17 protein-coding genes, 1 other RNA gene and 1 pseudogene are annotated in these 15,315 nt (G+C 66.7%); 11 read left to right on the forward strand and 8 right to left on the reverse strand.

The window, feature by feature from the left end; all coding sequences use genetic code 11:
* Window positions 1-64: 64 nt before the first annotated feature.
* The 8 genes from dusB to BX604_RS04390 all read left to right on the forward strand — a co-directional run bounded on the left by dusB (window position 65) and on the right by BX604_RS04390 (window position 7,853).
* A complete protein-coding gene (dusB, locus tag BX604_RS04355; protein ID WP_098549737.1) occupies window positions 65-1,132 on the forward strand; it encodes a tRNA dihydrouridine synthase DusB in 1,068 nt (355 codons plus the stop codon).
* Window positions 1,129-1,362 carry a Fis family transcriptional regulator gene (locus BX604_RS04360; RefSeq protein ID WP_006476892.1) on the forward strand — a complete coding sequence of 78 codons (234 nt, stop codon included), beginning with the start codon at window positions 1,129-1,131 and terminating at the stop codon, window positions 1,360-1,362. The genes dusB and BX604_RS04360 overlap by 4 nt, the downstream gene beginning before the upstream one ends.
* 44 nt (window positions 1,363-1,406) lie before the next feature.
* Complete coding sequence (purH, locus tag BX604_RS04365; RefSeq protein WP_098549738.1) at window positions 1,407-2,972, forward strand: bifunctional phosphoribosylaminoimidazolecarboxamide formyltransferase/IMP cyclohydrolase; 1,566 nt, start codon at window positions 1,407-1,409, stop codon at window positions 2,970-2,972.
* Between the two features lie 151 nt (window positions 2,973-3,123).
* Window positions 3,124-3,666 (forward strand): crossover junction endodeoxyribonuclease RuvC, encoded by a 543-nt coding sequence (ruvC, locus tag BX604_RS04370; RefSeq protein WP_096506379.1) that lies wholly within the window; start codon window positions 3,124-3,126, stop codon window positions 3,664-3,666.
* 193 nt (window positions 3,667-3,859) lie between these two features.
* Window positions 3,860-4,441, forward strand: coding sequence for a Holliday junction branch migration protein RuvA (gene ruvA, locus BX604_RS04375; RefSeq protein ID WP_098549739.1), 582 nt, complete (start codon window positions 3,860-3,862; stop codon window positions 4,439-4,441).
* A 120-nt stretch (window positions 4,442-4,561) separates the two neighbouring features.
* Window positions 4,562-5,629: a Holliday junction branch migration DNA helicase RuvB gene (ruvB, locus tag BX604_RS04380; protein ID WP_098549740.1), complete on the forward strand. Its 1,068-nt coding sequence runs from the start codon at window positions 4,562-4,564 to the stop codon at window positions 5,627-5,629.
* 22 nt (window positions 5,630-5,651) lie between these two features.
* Window positions 5,652-6,602: an oxygenase MpaB family protein gene (locus BX604_RS04385; RefSeq protein WP_098549741.1), complete on the forward strand. Its 951-nt coding sequence runs from the start codon at window positions 5,652-5,654 to the stop codon at window positions 6,600-6,602.
* A gap of 138 nt (window positions 6,603-6,740) precedes the next feature.
* Window positions 6,741-7,853: a ParB/Srx family N-terminal domain-containing protein gene (locus tag BX604_RS04390; RefSeq protein WP_179894781.1), complete on the forward strand. Its 1,113-nt coding sequence runs from the start codon at window positions 6,741-6,743 to the stop codon at window positions 7,851-7,853.
* 51 nt (window positions 7,854-7,904) lie between these two features.
* Here the strand turns inward: BX604_RS04390 and BX604_RS04395 are convergent, their stop codons facing one another.
* The 3 genes from BX604_RS04395 to tyrS are packed head-to-tail and all read right to left on the reverse strand — an operon-like array spanning window position 7,905 to window position 10,287.
* Complete coding sequence (locus BX604_RS04395) at window positions 7,905-8,567, reverse strand: histidine phosphatase family protein (protein WP_098549743.1); 663 nt, start codon at window positions 8,565-8,567, stop codon at window positions 7,905-7,907.
* A 23-nt stretch (window positions 8,568-8,590) separates the two neighbouring features.
* On the reverse strand, window positions 8,591-9,049 hold the full coding sequence (gene dtd / locus BX604_RS04400) for a D-aminoacyl-tRNA deacylase (protein WP_098549744.1): 459 nt from the start codon (window positions 9,047-9,049) through the stop codon (window positions 8,591-8,593).
* On the reverse strand, window positions 9,046-10,287 hold the full coding sequence (gene tyrS / locus BX604_RS04405) for a tyrosine--tRNA ligase (protein WP_098549745.1): 1,242 nt from the start codon (window positions 10,285-10,287) through the stop codon (window positions 9,046-9,048). Before tyrS ends, dtd begins: the two co-directional genes overlap by 4 nt.
* Before the next feature lie 142 nt (window positions 10,288-10,429).
* Here tyrS and BX604_RS04410 point away from each other — a divergent pair, with 142 nt between their 5' ends.
* Window positions 10,430-11,578 (forward strand): anhydro-N-acetylmuramic acid kinase, encoded by a 1,149-nt coding sequence (locus tag BX604_RS04410; protein WP_098549746.1) that lies wholly within the window; start codon window positions 10,430-10,432, stop codon window positions 11,576-11,578.
* Window positions 11,579-11,686: 108 nt separating this feature from the next.
* On the opposite strand, the gene erpA is transcribed toward BX604_RS04410, so the two are convergent.
* The 3 genes from erpA to rplM all read right to left on the reverse strand — a co-directional run bounded on the left by erpA (window position 11,687) and on the right by rplM (window position 13,097).
* Entirely contained in the window at window positions 11,687-12,058 is a 372-nt protein-coding gene (gene erpA / locus BX604_RS04415) for an iron-sulfur cluster insertion protein ErpA (protein WP_096506368.1), read from the reverse strand.
* A gap of 207 nt (window positions 12,059-12,265) precedes the next feature.
* Window positions 12,266-12,658, reverse strand: a complete 393-nt coding sequence (gene rpsI, locus BX604_RS04420; RefSeq protein WP_006476904.1) for a 30S ribosomal protein S9 — start codon at window positions 12,656-12,658, stop codon at window positions 12,266-12,268.
* A gap of 10 nt (window positions 12,659-12,668) precedes the next feature.
* Window positions 12,669-13,097, reverse strand: a complete 429-nt coding sequence (rplM, locus tag BX604_RS04425; RefSeq protein WP_041490553.1) for a 50S ribosomal protein L13 — start codon at window positions 13,095-13,097, stop codon at window positions 12,669-12,671.
* A 312-nt stretch (window positions 13,098-13,409) separates the two neighbouring features.
* Here rplM and BX604_RS39440 point away from each other — a divergent pair, with 312 nt between their 5' ends.
* Window positions 13,410-13,715, forward strand: a complete 306-nt coding sequence (locus BX604_RS39440) for a DUF1090 family protein (RefSeq protein ID WP_098549747.1) — start codon at window positions 13,410-13,412, stop codon at window positions 13,713-13,715.
* Between the two features lie 433 nt (window positions 13,716-14,148).
* Window positions 14,149-14,613, forward strand: a complete 465-nt coding sequence (locus BX604_RS04435) for an OsmC family protein (RefSeq protein ID WP_098549748.1) — start codon at window positions 14,149-14,151, stop codon at window positions 14,611-14,613.
* Between the two features lie 68 nt (window positions 14,614-14,681).
* Here the strand turns inward: BX604_RS04435 and rnpB are convergent.
* Window positions 14,682-15,093, reverse strand: an RNA gene (gene rnpB / locus BX604_RS04440) — RNase P RNA component class A.
* Window positions 15,094-15,105: 12 nt separating this feature from the next.
* Window positions 15,106-15,264, reverse strand: a pseudogene (locus BX604_RS04445) (DUF3025 domain-containing protein); the annotation flags it as partial.
* Between the last annotated feature and the right edge of the window lie 51 nt (window positions 15,265-15,315).

Below are 15,315 nucleotides of genomic sequence, written 5' to 3' on the forward strand. Positions count from 1 at the left end.
TGCGCGTTTTCCCTCCGCCCTTTTTGGCCCGCGACGCCCTGCGCTCGCGGGCGGTGCCATTGCGATGCCCGTTATCGGCTCTCACGTTTTGCGTAACAACCTGTTCGTCGCCCCGATGGCCGGCGTGACGGATCGTCCGTTCCGCCAGCTGTGCAAACGGCTGGGGGCCGGGTACGCCGTGTCCGAGATGGTCGCGTCCAACGCGCAGCTGTGGAAGAGCGCGAAGACGATGCGACGGGCGAACCACGAAGGCGAAGTCGAGCCGATCGCGGTGCAGATCGCGGGCGCCGATCCGGCGATGATGGCCGAAGCGGCCCGCTACAACGTCGACAACGGCGCGCAGATCATCGACATCAACATGGGCTGCCCGGCGAAGAAGGTCTGCAACGTCGCGGCCGGCTCCGCGCTGCTGCAGAACGAGCCGCTCGTGCAGCGGATCGTCGAGGCCGTCGTCGCGGCGGTCGGCACCGGGCCCGACGCGGTGCCCGTCACGCTGAAGATCCGCACCGGCTGGGATCGCGACCACAAGAACGCGATCACCGTCGCGCGCCTGGCCGAAGCCGCCGGCATCTCGATGCTGACCGTGCATGGCCGCACGCGCGCCGACCTCTACCGCGGCGACGCCGAGTACGACACGATCGCGGCCGTGAAGGCGGCTGTGCGCATTCCGGTCGTCGCGAACGGCGACATCACGTCGCCGGCCAAAGCGAAGGCCGTGCTCGACGCAACCGGCGCCGACGCGCTGATGATCGGTCGTGCCGCGCAAGGTCGGCCGTGGCTGTTCCGTGAAATCGATCATTTCCTGCAAACCGGCGAGTTGCTGCCCCCGCCGCGGATCGACGAGATCCAGCACGTGATGAACGAACACCTGGAAGACCACTACGCGTTCTACGGCGAATTCACGGGCGTCCGTACTGCGCGCAAGCACATCGGCTGGTACACTCGCGGCCTTTCCGGTGCCAATGGGTTCCGGCACCGAATGAACACGCTCGATTCCACCCGCGAGCAGCTCGCCGCCGTCAATGCATTCTTCGAGGCGCAAAAGGCGCTGTCGGACCACCTCGTCTACGTCGATGACGAAGAGGAAGACGGCCAGGGCGAGTCGGACGACCATAACCAGTTAGCAGCATGAGCAAGCACAACATCGAACAATGTGTCCGCGAGAGCCTGGACGTGTATTTCCGGGATCTAGACGGCTCCAATCCGCACGACGTCTATGAAATGGTGATGTCCTGCGTCGAAAAGCCGATGCTCGAGGTCGTGCTCGTACAGGCCGGCGGCAACCAGTCGCTCGCCGCGGAGTACCTCGGCATCAATCGCAATACGCTGCGCAAGAAGCTGCAGCAGCACGGCCTGCTGTAGGCAGCCGTCCCGTCCCCGTTTCCCTGGCTATTGGTGGTTCCATCATGATCAAGCAAGCGCTCATTTCCGTTTCCGACAAGACCGGCATCGTCGACTTCGCGAAGTCGCTGTCCGACCTCGGCGTCAAGCTGCTGTCGACGGGCGGCACCGCGAAACTCCTCGCCGACGCAGGTCTGCCCGTGACCGAAGTGGCTGACTACACGGGCTTCCCGGAAATGCTCGATGGGCGCGTGAAGACGCTGCACCCGAAGGTGCACGGCGGCATCCTGGCTCGCCGCGACCTGCCCGAGCACATGCAGGCACTGGAGCAGCACGGCATCCCGACGATCGACCTGCTGGTCGTGAACCTGTATCCGTTCGTCGCGACGATCGCGAAGGATGACTGCACGCTCGCCGACGCGATCGAAAACATCGACATCGGCGGCCCGACGATGCTGCGCTCGGCCGCGAAGAACCACCGCGACGTGACGGTCGTCGTCGACCCGGCCGACTACGCAGTCGTGCTCGACGAGATGAAGGCGAACGGCAACGCGATCGGCTACGCGACCAACTTCCGTCTCGCGACGAAGGTGTTTGCGCACACAGCGCAATACGACGGCGCGATCACGAACTACCTGACGAGCCTGACCGACGAACTGCAGCACGCGTCGCGCAGCGCCTACCCGGCCACGCTGAACATGGCGTTCGACAAGGTGCAGGACCTGCGCTACGGCGAAAACCCGCACCAGAGCGCCGCGTTCTACCGCGACCTCGCGACGCCGGCCGGCGCGCTGGCGAACTACCGCCAGCTGCAGGGCAAGGAACTGTCGTACAACAACATCGCCGATTCGGACGCGGCGTGGGAATGCGTGAAGACGTTCGACGCGCCGGCCTGCGTGATCATCAAGCATGCGAACCCGTGCGGCGTCGCGGTCGGCAACGACTCGGCCGATGCGTACGCGAAGGCGTTCCAGACCGACCCGACGTCGGCGTTCGGCGGCATCATCGCGTTCAACCGCGAAGTCGACGAAGCAGCTGCGCAGGCGGTGGCGAAGCAGTTCGTCGAAGTGCTGATCGCACCGTCGTTCTCGGATGCCGCAAAGCAGGTGTTCGCCGCGAAGCAGAACGTGCGCCTGCTCGAGATCGCACTCGGCGACGGCCATAACGCATTCGACCTGAAGCGCGTCGGTGGCGGCCTGCTCGTGCAATCGCTCGATTCGCGCAACGTGCAGCCGAGCGAGCTGCGCGTCGTCACGAAGCGCCAGCCGAGCGCGAAGGAAATGGACGACCTGCTGTTCGCATGGCGCGTCGCGAAGTACGTGAAGTCGAACGCGATCGTGTTCTGCGGTAACGGCATGACGCTCGGCGTCGGTGCCGGCCAGATGAGCCGCGTCGATTCCGCACGCATCGCGAGCATCAAGGCGCAGAACGCGGGCCTCACACTGACGGGTTCGGCCGTCGCGTCGGATGCGTTCTTCCCGTTCCGTGACGGCCTCGACGTCGTCGTGGCGGCAGGCGCGACCTGCGTGATCCAGCCGGGCGGCTCGATGCGCGACGACGAAGTGATCGCGGCGGCCGACGAGCACGGCATCGCGATGGTCCTGACGGGCGTGCGTCACTTCCGTCACTGATCGCACGCGGCCCGCGCGGCCTCGGCACGACAACCCGGCGGCATCGCACCCGCCGGGTTTTTTATTGCGCGGCGCCCGCGCACGCGGCCTTGCGGCCGGTGCGCCGCACCATTCGTTGTAGTATCGCTGCATCAGGTTTTTGTCCTCACTCATGCGAATTCTCGGCATCGACCCCGGCCTGCGCGTCACCGGCTTCGGCGTCATCGACGTCAGCGGCCACCGGCTCGCCTATGTCGCCAGCGGCGTGATCCGCACACCGACGGCCGACCTGGCCACCCGGCTCGGCACGATCTTCCAGGGCGTATCGACGCTCGTGCGCGAACACGCGCCCGACCAGGCGGCGATCGAACAGGTGTTCGTCAACGTGAACCCGCAGTCGACGCTGCTGCTCGGCCAGGCGCGCGGCGCCGCGATCTGCGGGCTCGTCGCCGGCGGCCTGCCGGTTGCGGAATACACGGCGCTGCAGTTGAAGCAGGCCGTCGTCGGCTACGGCCGCGCGACCAAGTCGCAGATGCAGGAGATGGTCACGCGGCTGCTCAACCTGTCCGGCCAGCCCGGCAGCGATGCGGCCGACGCGCTCGGCATGGCGATCTGCCACGCGCACAGCGGCAATACGCTCGGCACGATCAGCGGCCTCGCGCCGGCGCTCGCGAAGAAAGGGCTGCGCGTGCGGCGCGGCCGGCTCGTCGGCTGACGCCGCGACACGCAATCGCCCCATGCGACCCGCGGTGCCGCGCGTCGCACGGGCACCCGCCCGGCTCGCCCTGCCCGCTGTCGGCCCGCATCCCGCGCATCTGTCACACGGCACGGCGGCCTGACGGTCAATCCATCGGCATCGCGCCGCACCTGCGCTACACTCGCGCTTTCTTCCTCGCATCCCGCCATCCATGATCGGTCGCATCGCCGGCATCCTGCTCGAAAAGAATCCGCCTCACCTGCTCGTCGACTGCAACGGCGTCGGCTACGAAATCGACGTGCCGATGAGCACCTTCTACAACCTGCCGCAAACGGGCGAGCGCGTCGTGCTGCTCACGCAGCAGATCGTGCGCGAGGACGCGCACCTGCTGTACGGCTTCCTCACGCAGCAGGAGCGCACGACCTTCCGCGAACTGCTGAAGATCACCGGCATCGGCGCGCGCATGGCGCTCGCCGTGCTGTCCGGCATGAGCGTGCAGGAGCTCGCGCAAGCCGTGACGATGCAGGACGCCGCACGCCTCACGCGCCTGCCCGGCATCGGCAAGAAGACCGCCGAGCGCCTGCTGCTCGAGCTGAAGGGCAAGCTCGGCGCGGACCTCGGTGCGCTCGCCGGCGCCGCGTCGCCGTCCGACCACGCGACCGACATCCTCAACGCGCTGCTCGCGCTCGGCTACTCCGAAAAGGAAGGCCTCGCCGCGATCAAGAACGTGCCGGCCGGCACCGGCGTGTCCGAAGGCATCAAGCTCGCGCTCAAGGCGTTGTCGAAGGTGTAACGGCGGCCCGGGCACGCGCCCGAACGGGCTGTCGGAACCAGTGTCGCGCCGCCGTGCGGCGCGCGCCAGTCGGCCGTTCGGCCAGTTCGGCCGGGTGACGGCGCGCGGTACAATGGCCGCATGATTGAAACCGACAAACTCGCCACCGAGCGGATCATCGCCGCCACGCCCGCCTCGTCGCACGAGGAGGTGTTCGAACGCGCGCTGCGGCCGCGCCAGCTCGACGACTACGTCGGCCAGGAAAAGGTGCGCGGCCAGCTCGAGATCTTCATCGAAGCCGCGAAGCGCCGTTCCGAGCCGCTCGATCACGTGCTGCTGTTCGGGCCGCCGGGCCTCGGCAAGACCACGCTCGCGCACATCATCGCGCGCGAGATGGGCGTGAACCTGCGCCAGACGTCGGGCCCTGTGCTCGAGCGCGCGGGCGACCTCGCCGCGCTGCTGACCAACCTCGAAGCGAACGACGTGCTGTTCATCGACGAAATCCACCGGCTGTCGCCGGTCGTCGAGGAAATCCTGTACCCGGCGCTCGAGGATTACCAGATCGACATCATGATCGGCGAAGGGCCGGCCGCGCGCAGCGTGAAGCTCGACCTGCAGCCGTTCACGCTGGTCGGCGCGACCACGCGCGCGGGGATGCTGACCAACCCGCTGCGCGACCGTTTCGGGATCGTCGCGCGCCTCGAGTTCTACAATGCCGAGCAACTGTCGCGCATCGTACGGCGCTCGGCGTCGCTGCTGAACGCGCAGATCGATCCGAACGGCGCGCTGGAGATCGCCAAGCGCTCGCGCGGCACGCCGCGGATCGCGAACCGGCTGCTGCGCCGCGTGCGCGACTATGCGGAAGTGAAGGCCGACGGCCAGATCACGGCCGCCGTCGCCGACGCCGCGCTCGCGATGCTCGACGTCGATCCGGTCGGCTTCGACCTGATGGACCGCAAGCTGCTCGAGGCGATCCTGCACAAGTTCGACGGCGGCCCGGTCGGCATCGACAACCTCGCGGCGGCGATCGGCGAAGAGCGCGACACGATCGAAGACGTGCTCGAACCGTACCTGATCCAGCAGGGGTTCCTGCAGCGCACGCCGCGCGGACGCGTCGCGACGCTGCTCACCTACCGCCACTTCGGGCTTTCCGCGCCCGACGCCGGCAACAGCGAACGCGGGACGTGGGACACGCCCGCCGGCAAGTAACCGGCCGCCCCATCGCTCAGCCATGACCACGCCGCCCAGCCCTCACCCCGCCGCGCCCGCTCCGGGCCCGCGCTGCGTCGAACCGATCCGCAAGCGGGTCGCGGCCGGCATCACGCATCTGACCACCGGCAGCGGCCCGTCGCTCGATTATTCGTCGCCGCCGGGCGACCCGGGGCTGTTCGGCCCCGATGCCGTCTGCTGGCGCGTGCATGCGGATTTCGCGTCGATGATGACGGGCGGCGTCTCCGCGCTGCTGCTGCAGGCGCTCCACCCGCTCGCGCTCGCGGGCGTCTGGGATCACTCGTCGTTTCGCACCGACATCCTCGGCAGGCTGCGGCGCACCGCGACATTCATCTCCGGCACCACGTTCGGCAACCGCGCGGATGCGCTCGCGCTGATCGAGCGCGTGAAGGCGATTCATCTGCGCGTGTCCGGCACGGCACCCGACGGCCGAACGTACCGGGCCGACGACCCGGCGCTGCTCACGTGGGTTCACGTCGCCGAGGTGTCGAGCTTCCTGTCCGCGCACCTGCGCTATGTGAATCCGGCGCTGCCGGGCGAACTTCAGGATCGCTACTACGCGGAAACCGCGCAGATCGCCGATCAGCTCGGCGCGCTGGCCGTGCCGCGCTCGCGCGCGGAAGTCGCCGCCTACCTCGAGCGCATGCAGCCCGAACTCGAAGCGAGTCCCCGCACCTTCGAAGTCATGCGCATCCTGCTGAACGCCCCCGTCGCGAAGCCGGCGCTGCGGCCGGCTGCGACGCTGGTGATGCACGCCGGCATCGACCTGTTGCCGCCGTGGGCGCAACAGATGCTCGGCCTGTCGACGTTCGCTCCGCTGCGGCGCGTGCTGGTGCGGCCCGGCGTGCGGGCCGTCGCGCCGGTGCTGCGCTGGGCGCTCGTCAACGGCGTGTCGAAACGGGCGCGGCGCCGTGCGAGCGCCACGCCGCCCGACGGCAACCCGCCCGGCTGACGATTCTTTCCATTATTTCAATTTGCTGTCAAATACGTATGACAAGCTGACGGGCTCGCACCCGCGCACGGTCACACGTCCAGCACGTCAATCGTCCGCGCGGCGTTTCGCCAACCCGACCGATTCCCGATGCCCGCGATGTCACGCCTGCCGATCCGCTTTGCCTTAGCCGCCAGCCTGTCCACCCTTCTCGCGCTCGCCGCATGCGGAGGCGACGACGTTGCCGCCGTCGCGCACACGGACAGCCAAACGCCGTCCGACGGCAACACCACGCCGCCCGCCACCGTCACGCCTCAGCCGGGCAAATGGAAAACCGCGCGCACCGGCGACCTGGTCGACGTGACGCTCGGCGATCTGCACCCGACGCAAGGTGCGATCGGCTACGACCAGATCTACTACAAGCTCGGCCGCTACGAACTGCAGCCGGACAAGAAGTTCGACGACTTCTGCGCGGACGAAGGCCTCGGCGGCGTCGCATCGAGCGGCTACACGGCACAGTCGACGTTGCGCGACACGGCGAGCTACACGTGCACGACGACCGACGCGAACGCGCGCGACCGCTCGGTGCTGAACCCGGTCGTGATCGGCCCGAACGGCGATACGTTGTACCTGACCGACGGCCATCACGGCCTGTCGACCTACTACGAGACGCCCGATGGCGGTGCGGCGCTGCATGTGCACGTCGTCGTGAAGGACAACCTGAGCGACTACTCGGGCGATGCGTTCTGGCAGCAGATGCAAAGCCGCGGCTACGTGCGCCTGAAGGACGGCGAAGGCAAGTCGATCACGGCCGCGCAACTGCCGAGCGGCCTCGGCCTGAAGCTCGGGATGACGAACGACCGCTACCGCTCGCTCGTCTATTTCACGCGCGACATCGGCTACAGCAAGCCCGCGCAATCCACCGATTATCTCGAGTTCTACTGGGCCGACTGGCTGCGCGCGCAGCCGGGCACGTTCTCGCTCGCAAGCTACGACGTGACGCGCGCGGGCACGACCGATCCCGATCCGGCCAAGGCCGACCGCGGCTACCTGAACGCGGTCTGGAACGCGTCGACGCTGATGGTCGCGGCCACGGACCCGGTGATCGATGGCAAGACGGGCGCCGATCTCGGACGCGCCGATGCGATCAACGGCGGGAAGAAATACAACAAGGGGGAGTTCGACAAGCTGCGCCAGCCGATCACGACCGACAAGCCCGGCAAGATCGCGTATGCGCTCGACTACAAGACGCGCCACGCGCTGCCGCAGTAAGCACGGCGAGCAAGAGGCCCCGGCCGGCTGCGCCGGGCGGGGTCCGTGCGATCAGAGTACCTTGCGATACCCGTCGTCGTCGCTCTCGGCATCGAGATGCGACACGTCGGCCCACTGCACGACCTGCGCGCGGCCATCGACGTAATCGACGACGTTGATGCTCGTGTTCAGCAGTTGATAGCTGCGCGGCGCCGACAGGTCGAGACCGTTTGCAAATCGGTACACGCAATCGAGCACGCCGCCGTGCGCGACGCACGCGATCCGGCCGCCCGGATGCGCGGCGACGATCGGTTCGAGCGCATGCAGCACGCGGTGATAGAACTCGCGCTGCGACTCGCCGCCGTCGGGCGCGAAGCCCGGGTCGCGGGTCTGCCACGCGGCGTAGGCGTCCGGAAAGCGTGTCTCGATCTCGGTGCTGTCGTGGCCCTGGAACACGCCGTATGCGCGTTCGCGCAGCCCTTCGCGCAGCAACAGCGGCAACCCGAGCGCATCGGCAAAGGGTTGCGCGGTCTGCTGCGCACGCATCAGGTCGCTCGAATAAACCGCATCGAGCCGCTGGCCTTCGCGCGCTTCCCGCGCGAGCCGGGCGGCAAGCCGTTGCGCCTGGGCGAGCCCCGTGTCGGCCAGCGGGATGTCGATATGGCCCTGGATGCGCTTGATGCGGTTCCAGGCCGTCTCGCCGTGGCGAATGAACAGAATCTGCGTGGTGGCCATCGCGGCACGTCTCCGGGGAAGAATCAGGGCCGCACTTGCAGCCAGAATGTCACGGGGCCGTCGTTGACCAGCGACACCTGCATGTCGGCGCCGAACTCGCCCGTCTCGACGACCGGATGGCGCGCACGCGCGGCCGCGACGAAATAATCGAACAGGCGCGCGCCTTCGTCGGGCGGCGCAGCCGGCGTGAAGCTCGGCCGCAGCCCGCTGTTGGTATCGGCCGCGAGCGTGAACTGCGACACGAGCAGCAGCCCGCCTGCACCGCCCGCGCCGTCGAGGTTCGATACCGGCAGGTTCATCTTGCCGGCCGCGTCGCTGAACACGCGGTAGCCGAGCATCTTCGCGAGCAGCTTGTCAGCCGCGGCCTCGGTGTCGCCGCGCTCCGCGCAGACGAGCGCGAGCAGCCCCGCGCCGATCTCGCCCGTCGTGCGGTCGCCGACGCGCACGTCGGCGCGCTTCACGCGCTGGATCAGCGCGATCATGCGCTCAGCGTGACGCGTGCGAAGCGGCGCTTGCCGACCTGGACGACGAACTCGCCGGCCTCGACCTTCAGGCCCTTGTCGGACACGGTCGCACCGTCGATCTTCACGCCGCCCTGCTCGATGTTGCGCAGCGCTTCGCTGGTCGACGGCACGAGGCCCGCCTGCTTCAGCAACTGGCCGATCGCGAGCGGCGCGCCGGCGAGCGTGACCGACGGGATGTCGTCCGGCACGCCGCCCTTCGCGCGGTGGTTGAAGTCCTCCAGCGCACGCTCGGCATCGGCCTGCGAGTGGAAGCGCGCGACGATTTCCTGCGCGAGCAGCACCTTGAAGTCGCGCGGGTTGCGGCCGCCTTCGATGTCGCGCTTGAAACCGGCGATCTCGTCCAGGCCGCGGAACGACAGCAGCTCGAAGTAACGCCACATCAGCGTGTCCGAGATGCTCATCAGCTTGCCGAACATGTCGGTCGGCTTCTCGCTGATGCCGACGTAGTTGCCCTTCGACTTCGACATCTTCTCGACGCCGTCGAGGCCTTCGAGCAGCGGCATCGTCAGGATGCACTGCTGTTCCTGGCCGTACTGCTTCTGCAGTTCGCGACCGACGAGCAGGTTGAACTTCTGGTCGGTGCCGCCGAGTTCGAGATCGGCGTTCAGCGCGACCGAGTCGTAGCCCTGCATCAGCGGGTACAGGAATTCGTGGATCGAGATCGGCACGCCACCCTGGAAGCGCTTCGTGAAGTCCTCTCGCTCGAGAATCCGCGCAACGGTGTAGCGCGACGCGAGCTTGATCATCCCGTCCGCGCCGAGCGGCATCGACCATTCGCTGTTGTAGCGGATCTCGGTCTTTTCACGGTCGAGCACGAGCGCGGCCTGTTCGAAATAGGTCTTCGCGTTCGATTCGATCTGTTCGCGCGTGAGCGGCGGGCGCGTCGCGTTGCGGCCGGAAGGATCGCCGATCAGCGACGTGAAATCGCCGATCAGGAAGATCACCGTGTGGCCGAGATCCTGCAGCTGACGCATCTTGTTCAGCACGACCGTATGGCCGATGTGGATGTCGGGCGCGGTCGGATCGAGGCCGAGCTTGATACGAAGCGGCGTGCCGGTGGCCGCGCTGCGCGCGAGCTTCTGCGCGAACTCTTCCTCGATCAGCAGCTCGTCGACGCCGCGCTTCGTGACGGCGAGCGCATGCCGGACTTCGTCGGTGATCGGGAAAACAGGCTTGGAACTGGGTTCGGTGCTCATCGGTGCCAGGAAGAATGTCGCAAAAACAGGGATTTTCCCATAACTTGCACGCGCATCGCTTAACGACGCATCAGGTTGCGCGGATAATCGGGCGCAAGGCGCGCGGCATCGGCCCGCGCCGCACGATCCAGGAGAACCCAACGTGCCGCAACGACATCCGCAACCCGCCCATCCTGCCGACGGCATCTACTTCGGGTTGATGTCGGGAACCAGCATGGACGGCGTCGACGGCGTCGCCGTGCGTTTCGAGGCCGGCCGCGCGCCGGTCGTGCTCGCGGAAGCGTTCGTCGGCTTCGCGCAATCGCTGCGCGACGCGCTGTTCGCGCTGCAGCAGCCTGACGACAACGAGATCGACCGCGAATCGGTCGCGGCGAACGCGCTCGTCGCACGCTACGCGGTGTGCTGCCACGAGCTGCAGCGCACGGCCGGGCTGTCGCGCGACGAGATCCGCGCGATCGGCGTGCACGGCCAGACGGTGCGGCACCGGCCGGAGCGCGGCTACACGCGCCAGCTCAACAATCCGGCGCTGCTCGCCGAGCTCACCCGGATCGACGTGATCGCCGATTTCCGCAGCCGCGACGTGGCCGCCGGCGGCCATGGCGCACCGCTCGCCCCGGCATTCCATGCGACGGTGTTCGGCGCGCCGGGCGAGACGCGGGTCGTCTGCAATCTGGGCGGCATCAGCAACATCACGATCCTGCCCGGCGAAGGCGGCGACGTGCGCGGTTTCGACTGCGGGCCCGCCAATGCGCTGATCGACGCGTGGGCAACCCGTCACCTCGGCAAGGCGTACGACGACGGCGGCAAGTTCGCCGCGCGCGGCACCGTTCATGCGCCGCTGCTCGACGCGCTGCTCGACGAACCGTACTTCAGCGCACCGCCGCCGAAGAGCACCGGCCGCGACCTGTTCAATCCCGCGTGGCTGGACGCGAAGCTTGCGGGTTTTGCGCAGGTGGCGCCGGAGGATGTGCAGGCGACGCTGACGGCGCTCACCGCCGTCTCGGTCGCACGCGAGATCGCGCAGCACGCGGCAGGCTGCAAGGCCGTGTTCGTGTGCGGTGGCGGCGCCCGCAATCCGGTGCTGCTCGCGGCGCTCAGGGATGCGCTGCAGAAAGCCGGCGTACCGGCGACCGTCGACACGACGGCCGCGCTCGGCGTGCCGCCGCAACAGGTCGAGGCGCTCGCGTTCGCGTGGCTCGGGTACCGCTTCACCGCGCGCCAGCCCGGCAATCTCGCGAGCGTGACGGGTGCCGCCGGCGAGCGTGTGCTCGGCGCGCTGTATCCGCGCTAACGCACCCCGCGCGGTCACGCCGCGCATGGGCAAAAAGCACGGGCAAAAAAAACGGGGCATCAAGCCCCGTTTTTCATTCCGGCAAACCGGACAGGATCCGTCGTGCGCTCAGACCGAGAACGACGAGCCGCACCCGCAGGTGGTCGTTGCGTTCGGGTTCTTGATCACGAACTGCGCGCCGTTGATGTCGTCCTTGTAGTCGATCTCGGCGCCGACCAGGTACTGGTAGCTCATCGAGTCGATCAGGAGCTGGACACCGTTCTTGTTCATCACGGTGTCGTCCTCGTTGACTTCCTCGTCAAACGTGAAGCCATACTGGAAACCCGAGCAGCCGCCGCCCTGCACGAACACGCGCAGCTTCAGGTCGGGGTTGCCCTCTTCGTCGATCAGTTGCTTGACCTTGTCGGCCGCGGCGTCGGTGAAGACGAACGGCAGCGGCATATCGGTGGTCGTTGCTGCGGATTCGGTAACAGCGTTCATGCGAACTCTCCAAAAAGCTTTAGCCGCTATTGTAGGGCCGATCAGAAGATCGTGCTGATGTCCATGAAATCAATAGGTTCTTGTTGATCTCGATGCGCGGTGCCGCCCGTGGCGCGCCGCCGCGCGGACATAAAAAAACCGCCAGTGCGAAAGCTGGCGGTTTTTTCGGCGAACGCCGCCCGAAAGCGGCGCGGCCAGGAAGCGAAATTAACGCTTCGAGAACTGCTTTGCGCGACGTGCCTTGCGCAGACCAACCTTCTTACGCTCGACTTCACGCGCATCGCGCGTGACGAAACCAGCGCTCGACAGCGACGGCTTCAGCGTTGCATCGTAGTCGATCAGTGCACGGGTGATGCCGTGGCGCACTGCGCCTGCCTGGCCCGTTTCACCGCCGCCGTTGACGTTCACCTTGATGTCGAACGTCTGGCCGTGGTTCGTGAGTTCCAGCGGTTGACGCACGATCATCAGCGACGTTTCGCGCGAGAAGTAGTCAGCGATAGGCTTGCCGTTGACGATGATATCGCCCTTGCCAGCCTTGATGAAGACACGTGCGACTGCGCTCTTGCGGCGGCCCGTACCGTAGTTCCAGTTACCGATCATGTGGGTCCCCTTAGATCTCGAGCGCCTTCGGCTGTTGAGCCGAGTGCGGATGCGTCGCTTCTGCGTAGACCTTCAGCTTCTTGATCATCGCGTAGCCGAGCGGGCCCTTCGGCAGCATGCCCTTGACCGCCTTCTCGAGCGCACGGCCCGGGAAGCGTTCTTGCATCTTGCCGAACGTCGTTTCATAGATACCGCCCGGGTAGCCCGAGTGACGGTAGTACTTCTTGTCCAGCGTCTTGTTGCCCGTGACTTTCAGCTTGCTCGCGTTGACGATGATGATGAAATCACCAGTGTCGACGTGCGGAGTGAACTCAGGCTTGTGCTTGCCGCGCAGACGGCGTGCCACTTCGCTGGCAACACGGCCGAGAACCTTATCCGTCGCGTCAATCACGTACCATTCGCGCGTCACCTCATGGGCTTTTGCGGAAAACGTCTTCATGATCGATCCAAAAAAAATGCTTTGCCCGATGTGTTCGTCCTGCTTGTCTGTGTGCGCTTCGAGGCGCGGTGCAGGCTCTCCCTGTTCTTTTTCCGTGGGCATGAATGCGGAAAAGCCCTGAATTATAAAGGAAATACCGCAGCACGGTCAAAGAGAATCCACGCCCCGTGCCGACCGTGTGCGAAATGGGCCAGAATTCGATCGTGCCCCGACAAGCCAGGCGAACCGAGCGCCTGGCGGCGGCACCCATCGACGCGCGGCGCCGGACCATGCCGCGCGAGACCGGTCGACTCAGGAAAACAACAAACAAACATGATGAAACAACGACTTACGCCCTTTCTCGCGGCCGCGTTGCTGGCCGCCGCGGCGCCCGCCGTCGCCGCCCGCACCGGTTGCGAAGCCAAGCTCGACGCACTCGATGCGCGCATCGCCGACGCCCGCGGCGCGCATGCCGAAGATCGCATCGCCCGCCTGCGCGCCGTCCGCGAACGCGTGCGCCATTTCTGTGCGCGCGGCCATGGCCATGCGTCCGCCGCACACGCCCCCGCGCCGGCCGCCCGCCCCGGACGCGCAGCGCCCGACGCGGCGTCGCAGCCGGCCACACGACAACCCGCGTAACCGCTTCGCAGCGTGGTTTCGGCGCGCGCAAACTGCGCGCCGATGTTTGCATGGGACGAAAAAAAGCCCGAACGGCTGGTTCGGGCTTAATCCACCTTTGGAGGAGGGTGGAGGAGACATGCGGAAGTTGCCGCAGCGCGACAACCAATGAGGCTCATTATATGAATGCGTGGCCGACTTCACAAGAAAATTTGCATTACGAAATCGAACACCATAATGCGGAATTCCATAAATTCGTCGATCCGATTCATTTTCTTCTTTAAAATCAATCGCCCGAGCAACTCACGCTCGCTCGGGAATCGGTCCCATCTAGAGCAAAACCCCTAAAGATTGCAGGGAAATCGCCGTTCGGTGCCCCGCCGCGCGCCGCCGCCATCGGTGCGGCATTTCGCATCGTGCAGCGCATCAGCCGACCGTTGCGCAGCGGGCTACAATGCCGGATCGAATCCGAATCAGGCAACGCTGGAGTGCAAGCATGGAATGCAAAGTAAGCTGGATGGGTCAGGACGGCATGGCGTTTTCGGCCCAGACCGGAAGCGGCCATCTCGTCGCGATGGACGGCGCACCGGAAGGCGGCGGCCATAACCTCGCGCCGCGCCCGATGGAAATGGTGCTGGTCGGCACCGGCGGCTGCACCGCGTACGACGTCGTGCTGATCCTGAAGAAAAGCCGCCAGGAAGTGACCGGCTGCTCGGTCACGCTGAAGGCCGAGCGCGCGAGCGAAGATCCGAAGGTGTTCACCAAGGTCCACTTCCACTTCACCGTCACGGGCCGCAACCTGAACCCGGCCACGGTCGAGCGCGCGATCAACCTGTCGCACGACAAGTACTGCTCCGCGTCGATCATGATCGCGAAGACGGCCGAACTCACGCATTCGTTCGACATCGTCGCGGGCTGAACGCCCGGCGCGCGGACATGAAAAAGGGCCGGCGCTCCTCGCGGAGCGCCGGCCCTTTCGTATTCGAGCGGCAAAGCAGGCCGATAAGCCGGATTTTGTGCACGCTGCGCGCCGAAGCGCACTGCGCGTGGCAGCCATTCCTCTAGGCGCGCCATTGCTGACGCGCTCAAGCTTCCTACCCGCAGACGAGACGGGGGCCCCGTCCTGCATCCGAAAATGCGCGCCTGCCTACTTGGAATTGCTCCGGGTGGAGGTTACCGTGCCGGCGAACGTCGCCGTCGCCGCGGTGCGCTCTTACCGCACCGTTTCACCCTTACCTGATCCCGGCTTGCGCCGGGCCATCGGCGGTTTGCTTTCTGTTGCCCTGTTCCGCGTGTCGCCACGGATGGCCGTTAGCCATCACCCTGCCCTGTGGAGTCCGGACTTTCCTCGCCCCCGCCTGCCCGAAGGCGGCGAGGCCGCGACTGCCTGGCCTGCTTTGCGGTGCGCATTCTAGCACTGCGCGCCGCCGCCGGCAGCACGCGAGCGGCCGCTGCTGCGAAAAACGGCCGGATCGTCGTGGAACGCGGCCGCGGCATTCGCGTCGCACCAGCCCGGCACGCCGAGCCCCGGAAGCGGCGAAAAATCGCGGCGCGTCAAATGACGGGGCGCGCGTTCACCGTCGATCCGCGCAAAATCCGCCGCTCCGACGCCGGCCCTCAG

It is taken from the genome of Burkholderia sp. JKS000303, assembly GCF_002563755.1.
Taxonomy (GTDB): Bacteria; Pseudomonadota; Gammaproteobacteria; order Burkholderiales; family Burkholderiaceae; genus Burkholderia; species Burkholderia anthina_B.

What these genes read in the sequence shown, in the direction of transcription:
- dusB (WP_098549737.1), top strand. Translation starts at nt 65, where the DNA reads ATGCCCGTTATCGGCTCTCACGTTTTGCGTAACAACCTGTTCGTCGCC.
- BX604_RS04360 (WP_006476892.1), top strand. Translation starts at nt 1,129, where the DNA reads ATGAGCAAGCACAACATCGAACAATGTGTCCGCGAGAGCCTGGACGTG.
- purH (WP_098549738.1), top strand. Translation starts at nt 1,407, where the DNA reads ATGATCAAGCAAGCGCTCATTTCCGTTTCCGACAAGACCGGCATCGTC.
- ruvC (WP_096506379.1), top strand. Translation starts at nt 3,124, where the DNA reads ATGCGAATTCTCGGCATCGACCCCGGCCTGCGCGTCACCGGCTTCGGC.
- ruvA (WP_098549739.1), top strand. Translation starts at nt 3,860, where the DNA reads ATGATCGGTCGCATCGCCGGCATCCTGCTCGAAAAGAATCCGCCTCAC.
- ruvB (WP_098549740.1), top strand. Translation starts at nt 4,562, where the DNA reads ATGATTGAAACCGACAAACTCGCCACCGAGCGGATCATCGCCGCCACG.
- BX604_RS04385 (WP_098549741.1), top strand. Translation starts at nt 5,652, where the DNA reads ATGACCACGCCGCCCAGCCCTCACCCCGCCGCGCCCGCTCCGGGCCCG.
- BX604_RS04390 (WP_179894781.1), top strand. Translation starts at nt 6,741, where the DNA reads ATGTCACGCCTGCCGATCCGCTTTGCCTTAGCCGCCAGCCTGTCCACC.
- BX604_RS04395 (WP_098549743.1), bottom strand. Translation starts at nt 8,567, where the DNA reads ATGGCCACCACGCAGATTCTGTTCATTCGCCACGGCGAGACGGCCTGG.
- dtd (WP_098549744.1), bottom strand. Translation starts at nt 9,049, where the DNA reads ATGATCGCGCTGATCCAGCGCGTGAAGCGCGCCGACGTGCGCGTCGGC.
- tyrS (WP_098549745.1), bottom strand. Translation starts at nt 10,287, where the DNA reads ATGAGCACCGAACCCAGTTCCAAGCCTGTTTTCCCGATCACCGACGAA.
- erpA (WP_096506368.1), bottom strand. Translation starts at nt 12,058, where the DNA reads ATGAACGCTGTTACCGAATCCGCAGCAACGACCACCGATATGCCGCTG.
- rpsI (WP_006476904.1), bottom strand. Translation starts at nt 12,658, where the DNA reads ATGATCGGTAACTGGAACTACGGTACGGGCCGCCGCAAGAGCGCAGTC.
- rplM (WP_041490553.1), bottom strand. Translation starts at nt 13,097, where the DNA reads ATGAAGACGTTTTCCGCAAAAGCCCATGAGGTGACGCGCGAATGGTAC.
- BX604_RS39440 (WP_098549747.1), top strand. Translation starts at nt 13,410, where the DNA reads ATGATGAAACAACGACTTACGCCCTTTCTCGCGGCCGCGTTGCTGGCC.
- BX604_RS04435 (WP_098549748.1), top strand. Translation starts at nt 14,149, where the DNA reads ATGCCGGATCGAATCCGAATCAGGCAACGCTGGAGTGCAAGCATGGAA.